Source organism: Streptomyces pyxinae (genome assembly GCF_024756275.1).
GTDB lineage: Bacteria > Actinomycetota > Actinomycetes > Streptomycetales > Streptomycetaceae > Streptomyces > Streptomyces pyxinae.
In genome coordinates, this window is record NZ_JANUGQ010000015.1 from 19,513 (window position 1) to 36,136 (window position 16,624).

Here is a 16,624-nt window from a genome sequence, read left to right on the forward strand (position 1 = left end):
CAGTTCCCCACTTTGACTGTGCGTGTCCATCCTGCCCCTTACGCGCGTAAACCGGCTGTAAGACGGCTCGCGGGCGGCCCCCGGGGACCGGCTCCCGGGCGGTGTTTTCCGGCTGTTCACCTGATTCGGAGGCCGGTCGAGGTTTCCGCTCGGAGGGCCGGGGGGAGGACGACTGCACACCCCGATCACATCGCGCTGTTCGCGCGCGCCGTCCGCTCTGTCCCCCAGAGGTGGCGTGTGTGATCGATCCGACCCTCGGCACACCCCCGTGCCACCGACCCATGACGAGGGGGCGCACGATGGACGCTTTCACCGACGGGATTCTGCAGCGCATAAGGGCGGCGGAGGACGACCTCACGTACGCCCGGGAGACCGGCGACGAATTCCTCGCCGATGTCGAGCAGGAGGAGCTGGACGACCTCCGCCGGCTCGCCGCCGAACACGGCGTGGAGATCGGCGCGGCGACGGCCTGACCGGGGCGGCGAGAGCCCCGGGGAACACCCGGCCGGGCCGCCGCCGGCCCCTGAAACACCTGATCGGGGGGCCGCCACCGGCCCTCATGGAAACACCCGAACCACCCGCACAGCGGTACCCACCAGGGCCCCGCGGCCCCGCACGCCGGCCGCGGGGCCCTGTGCTGTCCCTGCGCGCCACCGGGGGCCGTCCGGGGCCGCGCCGTCACCGGGGCACGTCAGACGTCGTCCGGGGCCGCCCGCAGGCCGCCCGGGGCCGCACCGCCGCGGGGGCCGCGCACCCCGCCGGGGCCCTGCCCGTGACCCCGGAGCGGCGCGGGTGGTTCCCCGCCCCGTCCGGGACGACAGAGGCCGTACGGCTCCGAGGGCGGGCCCGCCGGTCCTCGGGCACCCGGCCGGAGCCCCGGCGGAGATCGCGGCGCCTCCCGCGCCCCCGGAGCGACCTCCGCCCCCGCCCGGCACGGCGGGTCACCGGGGCGGAAGACACCCGTCGGCGCACCCGGCCGGGGCGGCCCGATCGGGCCCGGCAGGCACACCGGTCCCGGCACGACGGGCCGCCGGGCGCACCGACCGGTCGGTGCGCGGCATCCGGCGGACGGGCCTGGGGTCAGTCGTGCCAGGCGCCGAATTCCTCCAGCAGCTCTTGCAGCGGCTCGAAGACGCCGGGACCCGCCACCACCGTCAGCTCCTCCGACTCCGGCCGGCCCGGCCGGCCGCCGGTGAGCGCTCCGGCCTCGCGGGCGATCAGGGTGCCGGCCGCCCAGTCCCAGGGCCGCAGCCCCCGCTCGTAGAAACCGTCCAGCCTCCCCGCCGCCACGTCCGCCAGGTCGATGGCGGCCGAACCGCTGCGGCGGATGTCGCGGAGGCGCGGGATGAGCCGCTGGGCCACGTCCGCCTGGTGCGCCCGGACCGGGGTCACGTAGTTGAAGCCGGTCGAGACCAGCGCCTGGTCCAGCGGCGGCGCCGGGCGGCAGCGCACCGGGCGGTCGTTGAGGAAGGCCCCGCCGCCGAGCACCGCCCGGGTGGTCTCGCCCCGCATCGGCGCCTCGACCACGCCGACCAGGGTCCGGCCGTCCCGCTCGGCCGCCACCGAGACGGACCAGGTCGGCAGGCCGTAGAGGTAGTTCACGGTGCCGTCCAGCGGATCGATGACCCAGCGGATCCCGGTGCTGCCCTCGGTGGCCGCGCCCTCCTCGCCGAGCAGGCCGTCGTCCGGCCGGTGCTCGGCGAGGAAGCCGGTGATCAGCTTCTCGGCGGCGATGTCCATCTCGGTGACCACGTCGATCGGGCTCGACTTGGTCGCCGCGACGCCCAGGTCGTCCGGGCGGCCGTCGCGCAGCAGGGCGCCCGCCCGGCGGGCCGCCGTCAGGGCCAGCTCCAGCAGCTCGGCCAGGAGCGGGTCGGCGGCGTCCGGGACGGTCGCGGGGGTGGGGTCGGGCACGGTGGCTCCTTACGCGTAGGGGCTGTCGGCACCGGCGGCCGCGGGACGCTCCGCGCGGGCCGGGCAGCAACCGATCGGGCACAGGTCGTGCGAGGGTCCGAGGCCGCCGAGCGCGCACCGCTCCACGGGCGCGCCCCGCTCGGCCGCCGCGCGCTCCAGGACGAGCTCCCGGACTGCGGCGGCGAACCGGGGGTCGGCCCCGACGGTGGCGGACCGGCGGACCGGCAGTCCGAGTTCGGCGGCCTTGGCGGTGGCCTCGGTGTCCAGGTCGTACAGGACCTCCATGTGGTCCGAGACGAAGCCGATCGGCACCATCACGACGGCCGGCGCCCCGGCGGCGTGCACCGCCTCCAGGTGGTCGCAGATGTCCGGCTCCAGCCACGGGATGTGCGGGGCGCCGCTGCGCGACTGGTAGACGAGGTCCCAGGGGTGGTCGACGCCGGTGGCCTCGCGCACCGCCAGGGCGACCAGCTCCGCCACGTCGAGGTGCTGGCGCACATAGGCGCCGCCGTCGCCGTGCTCCCCGGCGGGGCCCGAGGTGTCGGCGGCCGACTCCGGGATGGAGTGGGTGGTGAAGGCGAGCCGGGCACCGTCCCGTACCGGCTCGTCCAGCTCCGCGAGCGAGGCCAGCACCCCTTCGACGACCGGCTCGACGAAGCCGGGGTGGTTGAAGTAGTGGCGCAGCTTGTCGACGCGCGGCAGCGGCAGCCCCTCCGCCTCCAGCGTGGCCAGCGCGTCCGCCAGGTTCTCCCGGTACTGCCGGCAGCCGGAGTAGGAGGCGTAGGCGCTGGTGGCGAGGACCGCGATCCGGCGCCGGCCGTCCGCGACCATTTCCCGGAGGGCGTCCGTGAGACAGGGCGCCCAGTTGCGGTTGCCCCAGTAGACCGGGAGGTCCAGGCCCGCGTCGGCGAAGTCCTCGCGCAGCGCGGCGAGCAGGGCCCGGTTCTGGTCGTTGATGGGGCTGACGCCGCCGAACAGGAAGTAGTGCTGCCCCACTTCCTTGAGCCGTTCCCGGGGGATGCCGCGCCCGCGCGTCACGTTCTCCAGGAACGGGACCACGTCGTCGGGGCCCTCGGGCCCGCCGAAGGAGAGCAGCAACAGGGCGTCGTAGGGGGCTGGATCGCGCTGATCGGACATGGAATCGATCCTGCCACCCGCCCCGGGGGCCCGGGACACCGCCGTGCGCGGGCGCGCCGGACCGCCGGCGCCCGTCCGCTCCCCCGCCCCGGGCCGGGTCCCGGTCGCCCGTCCGCTCCCCGCCCCGGCCCGGTCCCCGTCTCACCGTCCTCCGCACTCCGCCGGGCCGGCCGGGTCCGCGTCCTCCGCGCCGTCCCGGGCCGAGTTCCCGGCCTCCGCCCGCTCCGGGCCGGGCGGAGGCGTTCGGCCCGGGGCGGAACCCGGCCGCGCCGCCCGCCGCCCGGTCCTGCCCGCCGGCCGGGCGGCGAAAACCGCTGTGCGCGTACCGCCGCCCGACACGTAAGCTGTCAAGACTGCCCGTACGCCTTACGCTCTGGCCGGAGTGCCCCTTGCCCAGTCCCTACCGCGCGGTCTTCACCGCCCCCGGCACCCTGAAGTTCTCCGCCGCCGGCCTGCTCGGCCGGATGCCGCTGTCCATGATGGGCATCGGGATCATGACCATGGTGTCCGAGATCACCGGCCGCTACGGCCTGGCGGGCACCCTCTCCGGCACGCTGGCGCTCTCCGCCGCCGTGCTGGGGCCGCAGGTCTCCCGGCTGGTGGACCGGCACGGGCAGCGCCGGATACTCCGGCCGGTGACGCTGGTCGCGCTGGCCGCCGTCGCGGGGCTGCTGATCTGCGCCCAGCAGGGGCTGCCGGACTGGACGCTCTTCGTCTTCGCCGCCGTCGCGGGCTGCATACCGAGCGTGGGCGCGATGACCCGCGCCCGCTGGGCGTCGATCTACGAGGGCTCCCCCCGGGAGCTGCACACCGCCTACTCGGTGGAGTCGGTGGTCGACGAGGTCTGCTTCATCTTCGGTCCGATCATCTCCATCGGCCTGTCCACCATGTGGTTCCCGGAGGCCGGTCCGCTGCTCGCGGCGGGCTTCCTGGCGGTCGGCGTCTGGTGGCTCACCGCCCAGCGGGAGACCGAGCCGGCACCGCACCCGGCCGAGCAGCACAGCGGGGGCTCCGCGCTGCGCTCCCCCGGGCTCCAGGTGCTGATGGCCGCGTTCGTCGCCACCGGGGCGATCTTCGGCGCGGTGGACGTGGTGACCGTGGCCTTCGCCGACGAGGCGGGGAACAAGTCGGCCTCCAGCCTGGTGCTGGCCGTCTACGCGCTCGGCTCCTGTCTCGCCGGGGCGGTCTTCGGCCTGCTGCACCTCAAGGGAGCGCCGTCCCGCCGCTGGGTGGTGGGTGTCTGCGCGATGGCCGTGAGTATGATCCCCCTCCAACTGGCCGGGAGCCTGCCGTTCCTGGCCGTGGCGCTCTTTGTCGCGGGGCTGGCCATCGCGCCGACGATGGTGACCACCATGGCCCTGGTGGAGGCGCACGTACCGCGCAGCAAGCTGACCGAGGGCATGTCCTGGACGAGTACCGGGCTGGCGGTCGGCGTGTCGCTGGGTTCGGCCGCCGCCGGCTGGGTGGTCGAGGCCCATGGGGCGGCGGCGGGGTACGCGGTGCCCGGTGTGGCGGGAGTGCTCGCGGCCGCGGTGGCGTTCCTGGGGTACGCCCGGCTCCGTGAGCCGGCACCGACGCGGGAGGGTCACCGTGAGCAGGCACTACAGGAACCCGCAGCACCCGAACCACTCGACCGGCCCGGACAGCGTGAGCGCCCCGACGACCGGTCGGAACACCCCGACGGCAGCGGGCGCCCGGAAGAGCGGCACCTGGCGTAACTGGGCCGGCAATGTCACCGCCCGGCCCGCCCGGGAGGCCCGGCCCGCCTCCGTGGCGGAGCTGGCCGGGGCGGTCCGGACGGCGGCCGACGCGGGGTTGCGGGTCAAGACGGTCGGCACCGGCCACTCCTTCACCGCCATCGCCGCCACCGACGGGCTGCTGATCCGGCCGGACCTGCTGACCGGCATCCGGCGGATCGACCGCCGCGCCATGACCGTGACCGTGGAGTCGGGCACCCCACTGCGGCGGCTGAACCAGGCGCTGGCGCGGGAGGGCCTCTCGCTCACCAATATGGGCGACATCATGGAGCAGACCGTCGCGGGCGCCGTCAGCACCGGCACCCATGGCACCGGCCGTGACTCCGCCTCCCTCGCGGCACAGATCCGGGAACTGGAGCTGGTGACGGCGGACGGTTCGGTGCTGACCTGCTCGCCCGGGGAGAACCCGGACGTCTTCGCCGCCGCCCGGGTCGGTCTTGGCGCCCTGGGGATCATCTCCGCGCTCACCTTCGCGGTGGAGCCGCTCTTCCTGCTGGCGGCCCGCGAGGAGCCGATGAGCTTCGACCGGGTGACCGGGGACTTCGACGCGCTGCACGCGGAGAACGAGCACTTCGAGTTCTACTGGTTCCCGCACACCGACCAGTGCAGCGTCAAGCGGAACAACCGCAGCGCGGGCCCGGCGCGGCCGCTCGGCCGGTTCGCCGGCTGGGTGGCGGACGAGCTGCTCTCCAACGGCATGTTCCAGGTGGTCAACACGGTCGGCCGGCTGGCGCCTCCGGCGGTGCCCGCGATGGCCGGGGTGACCAGCCGGGCGCTCTCCGCCCGTACCTATACGGACATCCCGTACAAGGTGTTCACCAGCTCCCGGCGGGTGCGGTTCATGGAGATGGAGTACGCGCTGCCCCGGGAGACCGTCATCGCCGTGCTGCGCGAACTGCGGGCGATGGTCGACCGGTCGCCGCTGCGGGTGAGCTTCCCCGTGGAGGTGCGGACCGCGCCCGCCGACGACATCCCGCTCTCCACCGCGTCCGGCCGGGAGACCGCGTACCTCGCGGTGCACATGTACCGGGGCGTGCCGTACCGGGAGTACTTCACGGCGGCCGAGCGGATCATGACGGCGCACGGCGGGCGGCCGCACTGGGGCAAGGTGCACACCCGGGACGCCGGCTATCTGGCCGGGGTCTATCCGCGCTTCGGGGAGTTCACCGCGCTCCGGGACCGCCTGGACCCGCGGCGAGTGTTCGGCAACGACCACCTGCGGCGGGTCCTGGGCGACTGATCCCGCGCGATCGGTGCGGCGGCCCCGGCCGGAGCCGTACGCCCTCGGGGCCGTACGACCGGTGCCGTGTCATGTGGTCGTACGGCACCGGTCGTACGGCGGCCGGGGCTCACTCGGCGGGCGGAACCTTCGGGTCCGGGGCCTGCTGGGCCGGGGCTCCGCCCTGGGCCGCACCGCCCGGCTCCGGCTTGTCCGCCGAGGTGCCGGGGTCGGGCGAGGCGGACGCGCCGCCGTTCTGACCGGAGTCCTGGCCGGACGACGCCGACGGCGAGGGGGTCGGGGACGGGGTGGCCTTGTCGCCGCCCTGGTCCTGGCCCGTGCCGTCCTGCCCGGTCTTCCCGGTCTCCCCGTCCTTGCCGGTGCCGTCCTGGCCGGTGCCCGAACCGTCATCGGTGCCGGTACCGGCGGACGAACCGTCCTTTCCGCCGGTGCCCGGGGCGCTCGGGCCGGCGCTCTGCCCGCCGCCGTCCCGGCCGTCGTCCCGCTCGTCGTGCCCGGAGCCGTCCGAGCCCCCGGAGCCGGTGGAGGGCTGCTGATGCGGCGCGGAACCGCCGCTTCCGCCGCCTCCCCGGACCACGGAGCCGATCGTGGTGCCCCGGTCGCCGTTCAGATCGTGCCCCGCCGCCATTTCGTACATGGTGATGCCGAGCATGGCGACGGCGAAGACGACCACGGCCGCGAGGGCCGAGCGTTTCCCGCCACGCACCCGGGTGCCATGGGTGACGGCCTCGGTGAACTCGCCGTTCCCGGGCGGCGGTACGCGCAGGGCGCGGGTCCGGTCGTCGGCCGCCGCGCCCGGCACCGCCGGCAGGGCGCGTGTGCGGTCGTCGGCGCTTCCGGAAGCGGTCGGCGTGACCGTCGTCGCGGACTCCGCCGTCGGCACGGAGGGCATCGCCCGGGTGCGGTCATCCGCCCCCCAGGTCACCTTGGGAACCGCGCCGGGAAGCAGCCGCGTCGGATCGCCGGCGTCCGGCGCCGCCCGTGGCGGGCCGCCGGTGGCCCGTGGCGCGGCCCGGGTCGGGTCGGCGGCGCCGGCCGCCGGCCGGACCGGCACCTGACGGCCGCCCTTCGACCGGGTGGCCAGCGCCGTCACCAGGCGCATCCGCTCCCCGGTGCTTCTGAAGACATGCTGGAAGAGGGAGCCCCCGCAGGTGGCGATGACGCTGATCACGCCGGCGCCGAGGACCGTCCCGTACACCCCCAGTTTGGCGGCGAGTTTGGCCGCGAGGACGGCTGCCAGCGCACTGGCAGCCACCTGGGCCGTGCTGAGGTCGAGGCGCTTCTTCTCCTCCGGCTTCCCCTCCGTCGTCTCCGTCGTCTTCCCCTCCCTCTCGTTCCTCTCATTCGGGCCGTGGGCCGACCAGTCCGTCGTACGAGCTGTTTGCACCTTATGTTCACCCACCTGTACGAGCATGCACCGACTAGGGACTTGCGGGCGAAGCGAATAGTTCCGGTTAGGCCGGTTCTGTGAAGGAGGACACGCTCGCCACCGGTGGCGGCCCCAACTGCCGCGACCCGCACAAACTTCGGCGGCGCGCCTGTCCACCCCGGTGGCCCGAATGGAGTACTGTGGCGAACCCTGGCCGCTCGCCTTGGCGGGCGACCGGGAGTACGGGAGGGTGACCGAAAAGCGGCGCTCGAACCGGCGGCGCCGCGACAGCACGGAGACCTGCCGCACAGCGTGACCAACCATCACGCTGAGTGGTGAAAGTGGTAACCGTGCCATAACGGCGTTCCAGGGCCCACGCCCGACACGCCGGTGCAACTGGACAAGGTTGTGGCAGGCTGCACCCGGGCAGGCCACACTCGACTAGCGGAAGCGGCGACGCAGGTGACGTCGGCAGGCACCACCCGGGAGGTCCCCATGCCCGAACTGCGTGTCGTGGCCGTCTCCAACGACGGCACACGACTGGTGCTCAAGGCTGCCGACAGCACGGAATACACGCTTCCCATCGACGAGCGGCTGCGCGCCGCCGTCCGCAACGACCGGGCGCGGCTGGGCCAGATCGAGATCGAGGTGGAGAGCCACCTCCGCCCCCGGGACATCCAGGCGCGGATACGGGCCGGTGCCTCCGCCGAGGAGGTCGCCCAGCTCGCCGGCATCCCGGTCGAACGGGTCCGCAGGTTCGAGGGGCCGGTGCTCGCCGAGCGCGCCTTCATGGCCGAGCGCGCCCGCAAGACCCCCGTCCGCAGGCCGGGCGAGAACAGCGGTCCGCCGCTGGGCGAGGCCGTGCAGGAGCGGCTGCTGCTGCGCGGCGCCGACCGGGACACCGTGATCTGGGACTCCTGGCGCCGGGACGACGGCACCTGGGAGGTGCTGCTCGTCTACCGGGTCGCCGGTGAGGTGCACTCGGCCAGCTGGAGCTACGACCCGCCCCGGCGGCTGGTCCAGGCCGTGGACGACGAGGCCCGGTCGCTGATCGGCGAGACCGACGACGCGGTGGCCGTCCAGCAGGAGCCGAGCTACCCGTTCGTGCCCCGGATCGCCCGGCTGCCCCGGGACCGGCCGCTGGACCGGAGCCTGGACCGCCCGCTGGAGCGGGCCGTCGCCCCGGCACCCGAGCCGGAGGAGGAGTCCGGGCGCGACTCGCTGACCAGTCTGCTGGAGGCGGTGCCGAGCTTCCGGGGCGATCTGGTCGTCCCGGAGCTGCCCGCCGCCCAGGAGCAGCCGGACACCGAGCCGGACGAGGAGGCGGAGGCCGAGGAGCCCCCGGCCCCGGCGGCCTCGGCGGGGGCCGGTTCGGCCTACGCGGACGTGCTGATGCCGCGCGCGGTGAGCGGCCACCGGGACCGGCTGACCGGGACGACGGACCGTCAGGCGGAGGCCGACGGGGTGCGCCCGGGCCGCCGCGCGGCGGTACCGAGCTGGGACGAGATCGTCTTCGGCACCCGCCGCAAGAAGCAGGAGTGACGGTTCCGCTCCCCCGGCCGCCCGGCTGACGGCCGAGAGCCACCCGGCCGCTGCCGCCGCCGGGCTCGGCGTCCCGGCCTGACGCCGTACCGGCCCGGGGGCCGGAGATGTGCTGCCCCCGGGCGGACACCCGTACCGCTCCGGGCCTGCCGGGCCGGCGGTTCCGCCCGGCTTCGCCGCGTTCCCCTGCGGCCGCCGTACGGCTCCGGACCGTGAATCGCGCGCCCGGGCGGAGTCTTGTACGGCTCCGGAGCCGCATCGCCGTGCCCACCGAGAGCCGCCCGTCCGGGCCGCCGGGTGGGCAGCAGCCCCTTCGGCCGCCGCAACGACCCCGGGCGGGACGGCCGTACGGCTTCGGGCGCGCGGGCCGGCGTCCCGCCCGCGCCTGATGTCCCCGCCGGCCGCCGTACCGGCCGCTGGGCCAGCGAGGGCCCGGCACCGTACGCCCCGGCCTCACCCGCCCGGGCGACCGGGCCGGCCGCCCGGGGGCCGGTGCCGGTCGGAACGCCGGGGCCGGAGCCGGAGCCGTACCGGCGCGGGCGCAGTCGTAGAGCTTCGGGCTCACCCGGCCGGGCCAGCGGCCAGGGACACCAGGCCTCCCGGGGGTGCCGGGCCGACCAGGGGGCCAGCGACCCGTCAGGTCCGGCGACTCGGCGCGGGGGAGCCAGCGATCCGCCAGGTCCGGCGACCCGGCAGGGGGCGAGACGGCCCGTCAGGTCCGGCGACCCCGGCGCGGGGCGACGGCCCGTCAGGCTCCAGCCGCAGGTGGGGGGCGAGGCGGCCCGTCAGGCTCGGCGAACCGACACGGAGGCAAGACAGCCCGTCAGGTCCGGCGACCCGGCACGGGGGCGAGACGCCCCGTCAGGTCCAGCGACCCGGCACCGGGGGGGCAGCGATCCGCCAGGCCCGCCCCCCAGCGCGGGGACCAGACGGCCCGTGAGGTCCAGCGGTCGGGTGCGGAGCGAGGCGACGCGTCAGGTCCGGCGACCCGGTACGGGGGCGAGGCGGGCCCGTCAGATCCGGCGGCCGGGCGCGGGAGCAAGATGGCCCGTCAGGTCCGGCGGCCGGCATGGCGCGGGGCGGTCCGGCGGGGGGTGGGTCAGTCGGGGGTCGGGCCGGTGGCGACCGGGCGGGACTCGTCGCTCGACCACTCCGACCAGGAGCCCGCGTACAGCGCCGCCGGGAAGCCCGCCAGCTCCAGCGCGATCAGCTGCTGGGCGGCCGACACGCCCGAGCCGCAGTAGACGCCGACCTCCGCCGCCTCGGCCGCCCCGAGCGCGGTGAACCGGGCCCGCAGTTCCGGGACCGGCAGGAACCGGCCGTCCGGGCCCACGTTCTCCCCGGTCGGCGCCGAGACCGCGCCCGGGATGTGCCCCGCCACCCGGTCCAGCGGCTCGGTCTCGCCCCGGTACCGCTCCCCCGCCCGCGCGTCCAGCAGCAGCCCGGACCGGGCCAGCGCCGCCGCCCCGTCCGCGTCCAGCAGCGGCAGGGCGCCCGGCTCGGGGACGAAGTCGCCCCCGGCCGGTGCGGGCACCTCGGTGGAGAGGTCCCCGTGCCAGGCGGCCAGCCCGCCGTCCAGCACCCGTACGTCCTGGTGTCCGGCCCACCGGAGCAGCCACCAGGCCCGGGCGGCGGCCCAGCCCTGGCCGCCGTCGTAGGCGACCACCGGGTACGCCGCACGGACCCCCGCGCGGCGCAGCACCGCACCGAGGGCGTCCGGGTCGGGCAGCGGGTGCCGGCCGCCCCGGCTGCCGCCCGGCGGAGAGGCCAGCTCCGTGTCCAGGTCCACATAGACGGCGCCGGGGAGGTGGCCCGCCTCGTGGAGCGGCCGGCCGGGCGGGCCGCCCAGCTGGTAGCGGACGTCCAGGAGGACCGGCGGACGGGGGCCGGCCAGCTCGGTGGCGAGCGCGTCGGCGGAAACGATCGGATTCATGTCCGCCATCCTCGCGCAGCCGCCGGGCACGGACGGCGGCCGGGCGACCGGAATACCGCCGGAAACGCGGTCAGCAGACCAGTACGCGCAGGGCAGTTCGGGAAATCGTCCGGCCAAAACGGATGAGCGCCGGAGATTACGGGCAGCCTCTGGCCGGATCGCGCCGAACTGCGGCGCGGCCGGGCGCACCTCGCCGCCGGTGGTGGAAGCATCTGACCGGGCGCGGAACCGGTGGCCGGGACGGCGCGCCCGCTCGCCCGTACGGCCACACAAGGGTCCGAGGAGAGAGTGACGATGACCGAGGCGGCTCGGCGCAGGCCGGGCACACCCTGCTGGGTGAGCCTGATGGTGCGTGGCCTGGAGGCGACGCAGGAGTTCTACGGAGCCCTCTTCGGCTGGCGGTTCGAGCCCGGGCCCCAGCAGCTCGGCCCCTATGTGCGCGGGCTGCTGGACGGCAGGGAGGTCGCCGGGATCGGGCGGCTGCCCGCCGGCCGGGACCTGCCGACCGCCTGGACCACCTATCTGGCCTCGGACGACGCCGGCCGGACCACCGAGTCGGTCCGGCACAGCGGCGGCACGGTCGCGGTGGGCCCGCTCATGGCGGCCGACGCGGGACGGATGGCGATCTGCGCCGACCCGTCCGGCGCGGTCTTCGGCGTCTGGCAGGCCGCCGCGCACATCGGCACCGCGCTGGCGGGCACCCCGGGGTCCCCGGTCTGGAACGAGCTGCTGACCTGGGAGACGGAGTCCGTCGCCAAGTTCTACCGGAACGTCTTCGGCTACGAGCTGGATCCGCTGCTGCCGGGTGAGCCGGACATCGTGACCCTGCGGCTCGACGGGCGGCCGGTCGCCGCGCTGCACGGCCTGGGCAGGTCGCTGCCCCGGGGCCTGGGGGCGCACTGGATGACCTGGTTCGAGGTGGCGGACACCGACGCCGCCGCCGGGCAGGTGACCGACCTGGGCGGCCGGGTGCTGGAACCGCCGCACGACGGGCCGGCCGGCCGGGTCGCGACGGTGGCGGACCCGGAGGGCGCGGTCTTCACGATCGTCCGGTCGGCCACTCCCTGACCCGGCCGGGGGCGGGCGCGCGTCGGCCGGGGCGGGCGGGGGCCCACCGGTGCGGACCGGCGCGGACCGGTGCGGGCCGGTGCCGCCGAGGGCGGTCGGGCCGGCCGGGACCGGCCGGGCCCACGGGGGCCGACCGGGACCGGCCCGGGACCCACCGGGCGCCGCGAAGCGTCTCCTTCGCCCAGGGAGTCGGGCGGGCGGCCCGCCTGGTTCCCGGCCCGTGGCGAGGTTTTCCTCACTCGGACGGCTCCGAGCACGCCACCCCGTCGGACGCGTACCGCTCGGTGAGGAACGGGGCCCGAGTGCGAGAATGGGCCGGGGTCCGATGCGGGAGTGAGACCTGTCATGGCCGCTGGGTGGTTGTCGCGCACGGTACGGGCCGCGGTGTTCGCGGCCGTCTGTGTGCTGCTCGCCGCTCTCGGACACGTCCTCATGTCCGGCGCCCCCGTGCCCTGGTGGCCGCTGGCCGCCGGTGCCCTGGCGACCGGCGCCGCCGGTTTCGGGCTGGCCGGCCGGGAGCGCGGGCTGCCGGTGGTCGTCCCCGTGGCGGTGCTCGCCCAGGTGACACTGCATGAACTGTTCTCCCGGGCCCAGAGCGCCACGTCGCCGGGCGTCGTCCGGACCACTCTCCCGGGGTCGTCCGGCATGACGGCCGGGCACCCGCACGGCCCGCACGCCACCGGTCCGGTCGCCCCGGCCGCGCCGCCCGGCGGGGGGCACAGTGGCCATCACCTCATGGGGATGGCGCACGGCGGGTCCGCCGTGCCGGACACCGACTGGGCGTGGCTGCCGCTGAGTTCCCCCATGATCGGCATGTACGCGGCGCATCTGCTGGCCGCCGTGGCGAGCGGGTTGTGGCTGGGGTACGGCGAACGCGCCGCCTTCCGGCTGCTGCGCGCGCTGGCCGGGCTGCTGGCCGCGCCGCTGCGACCGCCGCCCGCGCCGTGCCCGCCGCCGCACTGCCCCCGCGTCCTCTCCTACCGGGGCGGCCACCGGCTGCCGCGCCCGCTGCTGCTCGTCCACGCGATCACCTCCCGGGGTCCGCCGGCGGTCGGTCTTCGCTGACCAGCCAGTACCCCGGGGCGGTGCCGGATTTCGTCGACACCTGACACCCGCCCGCGCGCCCCGGGGGCGGCCGTGCCCCGGCGCGGCCGCGTTCCCCGAACCGCCGGTGCGGCGTGCCCGCCTGCCCGTGCGCGTGCAGCGCGTGTGCCGCCGAGCCGTGCCCGAACCGCGAAGGACAGCCGGTGTTTCCCCCTGCCCCGTCCGCATTACTCGAACGACGCGCGAAACCCGAGCGCGCCGGCGCCGTCGACGAACTGGTCACCGCCTGGGCGCTGGACGCCCGGGGCGGTGATCCGGAGGCCGTCGACCGCTTCGTACGCGCCCTGCACCGCGACGTACTGCGCTATGTAGCCCATCTCAGCGCCGACCCCCAGTCGGCCGACGATCTGGCCCAGGAGACCTTCATACGGGCCCTCGGCAGCCTGCACCGTTTCGAGGGCCGCTCCTCGGCCCGGGCCTGGCTGCTCTCCATCGCCCGCCGCGCGGTGATCGACGACTTCCGTCGCGCCGCCTCCCGGCCACGGCTGTCCGACAGCCTCGACTGGCGGCGGGCCGCCGAGCTCGCCCAGCCGTGCGACCTGCCCGGCTTCGAGGAGGGCGTCGCCCTGCTGGAGCTGCTGGCCGGACTGCCGGACGAGCGCCGGGAGGCGTTCCTCCTCACCCAGTTGGTCGGCCTGCCGTACGCGGAGGCGGCCCGGGTGACGGGCTGCCCGGTCGGCACGGTCCGCTCCCGGGTGGCCCGGGCCCGGGCCACCCTGCTGGAGCTGCTGGCCGAGCCGGGCGAACCAGGCCCGGTCCCGGTGCGAGCCGACCCGGCCTGACGGGTCTCCGGCGGCGGCCGGTACCCGGGTCCCGGTGCGCCGGGGCCCGGGGACCGGCCCTGCCCGGTCATGGGAGCCGGGGTGTCCGGACATGGACGCCCGGGTCGCGTCAACATGGCGCCTCGCCGGTTGGCCGCCGGGCGCCGGGCCGTGCCAGGGTGCCCGGACGCGGGCGCGGGGCCGTCCGCCGTCCGGGCACGCAGGAAAGGTGGGTGGGTGCGGCGTGGCAGCAGCGCTGACCGTCGGGATCTTCGTCTTCGAGGACGCCGAGGAGCTGGATGTCGTCGGTCCGTGGGAGGTCCTGGGCTTCTGGGCCGCGCATGTCGCGGCCGCGCCGGTGCGGGTGCTGGCGATCGGCCGGGAGGAGGGCACGGTGCGCTGTGCCAAGGGTCTCCGGCTGGGCGTCGACCACGGCGTCGCCTCGGCCCCGGCACTGGATGTGCTGGTGCACCCGGGCGGGGACGGCACCGCCGTGCTCCAGCGGGACGCCGCGCACCTCGGCTGGCTGCGGGAGCTGCGCGACCGGGGGGTGCTGCTGGCGAGCGTCTGCACCGGGTCCCTGGTGCTGGCCGCCGCCGAGCTGCTGAAGGGCCGTCCGGCCACCACCCACCGCGACTTCGCCGGGGAGCTGGCGGCGCTGGACGCGACGATCGACGTCCGGGCGGCCGAGCGGTACGTGGACGACGGCGAGATCCTGACCAGCGCGGGCGTGTCGGCCGGTATCGACATGGCCTTCCGACTGGTGGAGCGGCTGGACGGACCGGAGGCGGCGGCCGCGGTCCGCCGGGGCATCCAGTACGAGCCGCCGGTCAGCTGACGCTGGGCTGCGGCTCGCGCTCCGGCTCGGGCGGCTGCTCGGGAGGCGGTTCCAGGGCCGGGGTCGGGCGCGGCTCCGGGCCTGCGGTCGGGCGCGGTTCCGGCCCCGGGCGCGGGCTGGGGCCCGGACCCGAGTTGGGGCCCGGTCGCGGGCTCGGCTCGGGCCGTGGTTCCGGGCCCGGGGTGACCGCCGGGGACGGTTCCGGGGCCAGCGGTTCGGCCGCGTAGGTCACCCGTACGACACCGTCGGCGTGCCGGGCGGCGGAGGCGGCCACCCCGAAGACCTCCCCCAGCAGACCCGGCGTCAGCACTTCCAGGACCGGGCCCGCCGCGACCACTTCGCCCCGGTGCAGCGCCACCAGCCGGTCGCAGAGCCGGGCGGCCAGGTCCAGGTCGTGCAGGACGGCCAGGGTGCTGATCCCGGTGGTCCGGATGAGGTCCATCAGCTCGAACCTGGCCCGGATGTCCAGGTGGTTGGTGAGCTCGTCCAGCACCAGGAGCCCCGGCCGCTGGGCCAGGGCCCGGGCCAGCAGCACCCGCTGGCGTTCGCCGCCGGAGAGCGAGACGACCTCCCGCCCGGCGAGGTCGCGGACGCCGCAGAGGTCGAGCGCCTCGGCCACCGCCCGGAGGTCCTCGGCGGTGTCCCGGCCGAGCAGCCCGTGGTGCGCGGTCCGGCCGAGCGCCACCATCTCGGTGACCCGCATGGCGGTCGGGCCGCCGTTGCCGTCCTGGAGTACGGCGGCGGTGCGCCGGGCGGCGGCCCGGGCGGACAGCGCCCAGATGTCGTCGCCGTCCACCCGGACCACGCCGCCGCGCGGTCGCAGCGAGCGGTAGATGGTGCGCAGCAGCGTGGACTTGCCGCTGCCGTTCGGGCCGACCAGGCCGACCACGGCGCCCGGCGGGACCTCCAGCGAGACGTCGCGGAGGACCGGCCGGTGGTCCAGGGTGAGGTGGACCCCGTTCACGGTGAGTTTCATACGGTGTCCAGGCTCTTGTTGCGGCGCAGCAGCCAGAGGAAGAAGGGGGCGCCGAAGAGGGCGGTGAGAATGCCGAGCGGCAGTTCATTGGGCCGGTCCAGCGTCCGGGAGAGCAGATCGACGAGGACCAGGTAGACCGCTCCGGCCAGTGCCGACCGGGGCAGCAGCCGGCGGTGGTCGGCGCCGCTGGTGAGGCGTACCAGGTGCGGGATCATCAGGCCGACGAAGCCGATCCCGCCCGCGACGGCGATGACGGTGCCGGTGAGCAGGGAGGCGAGCAGCAGCAGCGCGGCGCGCAGCCGGTGGGTGTCCACGCCGAGGGCGGCGGCCGACTCGTCACCGACCAGCAGCGCGTTGAGCCGCCGGCCGAAGAGCACCAGGGCGGCGGTGCCGGTGAGGACGACGCAGGTGACGAGGGGCAGTTGCTCCCACTTGGCGCCGGCCACGCTGCCCAGCATCCAGAACATCACCGTGCGCAGCTCGGTCGGGGTGGCGCGCAGCTGGAGGTAGCTGGTGGCCGCCAGGAAGAGGTAGCCCACGGCGACCCCGGAGAGGACCAGCCGGGTGGGAGCGAGCCGGCCGGCCCGCCGGCCCAGCAGGAAGACCAGGGCCACGGCGCCGGTGGCGCCGGCGAAGGCGGCCGTGGAGACCCCGAGCCCGCCGAGGGCGCCGGTGGTGAGCGTGATCACGAGGACCGCGCCGAGCGAGGCACCGGAGGAGACCCCGAGGACGTACGGGTCCGCGAGCGGGTTGGCGACCACCGCCTGGAGCACCACGCCGGACACCGCGAGCCCGGCGCCGGCCAAGGCTGCCAGCACCACCCGCGGGGCGCGGAAGGTCCAGACGATCTGGTCCGTGACCGGGTCCGCGGCCGGGCCGCCGCCGGTCAGGTGGTGTCCGACGATCCGCCAGACGTCGCCGAGCGGCACGGTGACCGCGCCGACGCTGACGGCCACCGTCATGGCGGCCACCAGCAGCGCCAGCA

The 16,624-nt window shown here is 76.1% G+C and carries 13 protein-coding genes and 1 pseudogene; 8 read left to right on the forward strand and 6 right to left on the reverse strand.

What is annotated here, in order from left to right; genetic code table 11:
• Positions 1 to 299 precede the first annotated feature (299 nt).
• Entirely contained in the window at positions 300 to 473 is a 174-nt protein-coding gene (locus NX801_RS18255) for a hypothetical protein (RefSeq protein ID WP_258788823.1), read from the forward strand.
• Between the two features lie 607 nt (positions 474 to 1,080).
• Here the strand turns inward: NX801_RS18255 and NX801_RS18260 are convergent.
• Together NX801_RS18260 and NX801_RS18265 are read right to left on the reverse strand one after the other, a co-directional pair.
• Positions 1,081 to 1,914 carry an inositol monophosphatase family protein gene (locus NX801_RS18260; protein WP_258788824.1) on the reverse strand — a complete coding sequence of 278 codons (834 nt, stop codon included), beginning with the start codon at positions 1,912 to 1,914 and terminating at the stop codon, positions 1,081 to 1,083.
• A 9-nt stretch (positions 1,915 to 1,923) separates the two neighbouring features.
• Positions 1,924 to 3,051: a ferrochelatase gene (locus NX801_RS18265; protein WP_258788825.1), complete on the reverse strand. Its 1,128-nt coding sequence runs from the start codon at positions 3,049 to 3,051 to the stop codon at positions 1,924 to 1,926.
• 389 nt (positions 3,052 to 3,440) lie between these two features.
• On the opposite strand from NX801_RS18265, the gene NX801_RS18270 reads away from it, so the two are divergent.
• On the forward strand, positions 3,441 to 4,769 hold the full coding sequence (locus NX801_RS18270) for an MFS transporter (protein ID WP_258788826.1): 1,329 nt from the start codon (positions 3,441 to 3,443) through the stop codon (positions 4,767 to 4,769).
• Complete coding sequence (locus NX801_RS18275; protein WP_258788931.1) at positions 4,699 to 6,048, forward strand: D-arabinono-1,4-lactone oxidase; 1,350 nt, start codon at positions 4,699 to 4,701, stop codon at positions 6,046 to 6,048. The genes NX801_RS18270 and NX801_RS18275 overlap by 71 nt, the downstream gene beginning before the upstream one ends.
• 109 nt (positions 6,049 to 6,157) lie before the next feature.
• Here NX801_RS18275 and NX801_RS18280 read toward each other — a convergent pair whose 3' ends face one another.
• Positions 6,158 to 7,450: a hypothetical protein gene (locus tag NX801_RS18280; RefSeq protein ID WP_258788827.1), complete on the reverse strand. Its 1,293-nt coding sequence runs from the start codon at positions 7,448 to 7,450 to the stop codon at positions 6,158 to 6,160.
• Between the two features lie 429 nt (positions 7,451 to 7,879).
• Here NX801_RS18280 and sepH point away from each other — a divergent pair, with 429 nt between their 5' ends.
• A complete protein-coding gene (sepH, locus tag NX801_RS18285) occupies positions 7,880 to 8,959 on the forward strand; it encodes a septation protein SepH (RefSeq protein WP_258788828.1) in 1,080 nt (359 codons plus the stop codon).
• Positions 8,960 to 10,058: 1,099 nt separating this feature from the next.
• On the opposite strand, the gene NX801_RS18290 is transcribed toward sepH, so the two are convergent.
• On the reverse strand, positions 10,059 to 10,892 hold the full coding sequence (locus tag NX801_RS18290) for a sulfurtransferase (RefSeq protein ID WP_258788829.1): 834 nt from the start codon (positions 10,890 to 10,892) through the stop codon (positions 10,059 to 10,061).
• Positions 10,893 to 11,186: 294 nt separating this feature from the next.
• Here NX801_RS18290 and NX801_RS18295 point away from each other — a divergent pair, with 294 nt between their 5' ends.
• The 4 genes from NX801_RS18295 to NX801_RS18310 all read left to right on the forward strand — a co-directional run bounded on the left by NX801_RS18295 (position 11,187) and on the right by NX801_RS18310 (position 14,663).
• Positions 11,187 to 11,960, forward strand: coding sequence for a VOC family protein (locus NX801_RS18295; RefSeq protein ID WP_258788830.1), 774 nt, complete (start codon positions 11,187 to 11,189; stop codon positions 11,958 to 11,960).
• Between the two features lie 345 nt (positions 11,961 to 12,305).
• Positions 12,306 to 13,025: a hypothetical protein gene (locus NX801_RS18300; RefSeq protein ID WP_258788831.1), complete on the forward strand. Its 720-nt coding sequence runs from the start codon at positions 12,306 to 12,308 to the stop codon at positions 13,023 to 13,025.
• Between the two features lie 182 nt (positions 13,026 to 13,207).
• A complete protein-coding gene (locus NX801_RS18305; RefSeq protein WP_428986176.1) occupies positions 13,208 to 13,846 on the forward strand; it encodes a sigma-70 family RNA polymerase sigma factor in 639 nt (212 codons plus the stop codon).
• A 223-nt stretch (positions 13,847 to 14,069) separates the two neighbouring features.
• Positions 14,070 to 14,663 (forward strand): DJ-1/PfpI family protein, encoded by a 594-nt coding sequence (locus tag NX801_RS18310; RefSeq protein ID WP_258788832.1) that lies wholly within the window; start codon positions 14,070 to 14,072, stop codon positions 14,661 to 14,663.
• Between the two features lie 199 nt (positions 14,664 to 14,862).
• Here the strand turns inward: NX801_RS18310 and NX801_RS18315 are convergent.
• Positions 14,863 to 15,639 (reverse strand): annotated as a pseudogene (locus tag NX801_RS18315) (ABC transporter ATP-binding protein); the annotation flags it as partial.
• On the reverse strand, positions 15,636 to 16,601 hold the full coding sequence (locus NX801_RS18320) for a FecCD family ABC transporter permease (protein ID WP_258788934.1): 966 nt from the start codon (positions 16,599 to 16,601) through the stop codon (positions 15,636 to 15,638). The gene NX801_RS18320 and the pseudogene NX801_RS18315, both read right to left, overlap by 4 nt.
• Positions 16,602 to 16,624: the final 23 nt, after the last annotated feature.

Bases quoted from the DNA above. Each gene is read 5' to 3' on its own strand.
- NX801_RS18255 (WP_258788823.1), top strand. From the start codon at position 300: ATGGACGCTTTCACCGACGGGATTCTGCAGCGCATAAGGGCGGCGGAG.
- NX801_RS18265 (WP_258788825.1), bottom strand. From the start codon at position 3,051: ATGTCCGATCAGCGCGATCCAGCCCCCTACGACGCCCTGTTGCTGCTC.
- NX801_RS18290 (WP_258788829.1), bottom strand. From the start codon at position 10,892: ATGAATCCGATCGTTTCCGCCGACGCGCTCGCCACCGAGCTGGCCGGC.
- NX801_RS18295 (WP_258788830.1), top strand. From the start codon at position 11,187: ATGACCGAGGCGGCTCGGCGCAGGCCGGGCACACCCTGCTGGGTGAGC.
- NX801_RS18300 (WP_258788831.1), top strand. From the start codon at position 12,306: ATGGCCGCTGGGTGGTTGTCGCGCACGGTACGGGCCGCGGTGTTCGCG.
- NX801_RS18320 (WP_258788934.1), bottom strand. From the start codon at position 16,601: ATGACGGTGGCCGTCAGCGTCGGCGCGGTCACCGTGCCGCTCGGCGAC.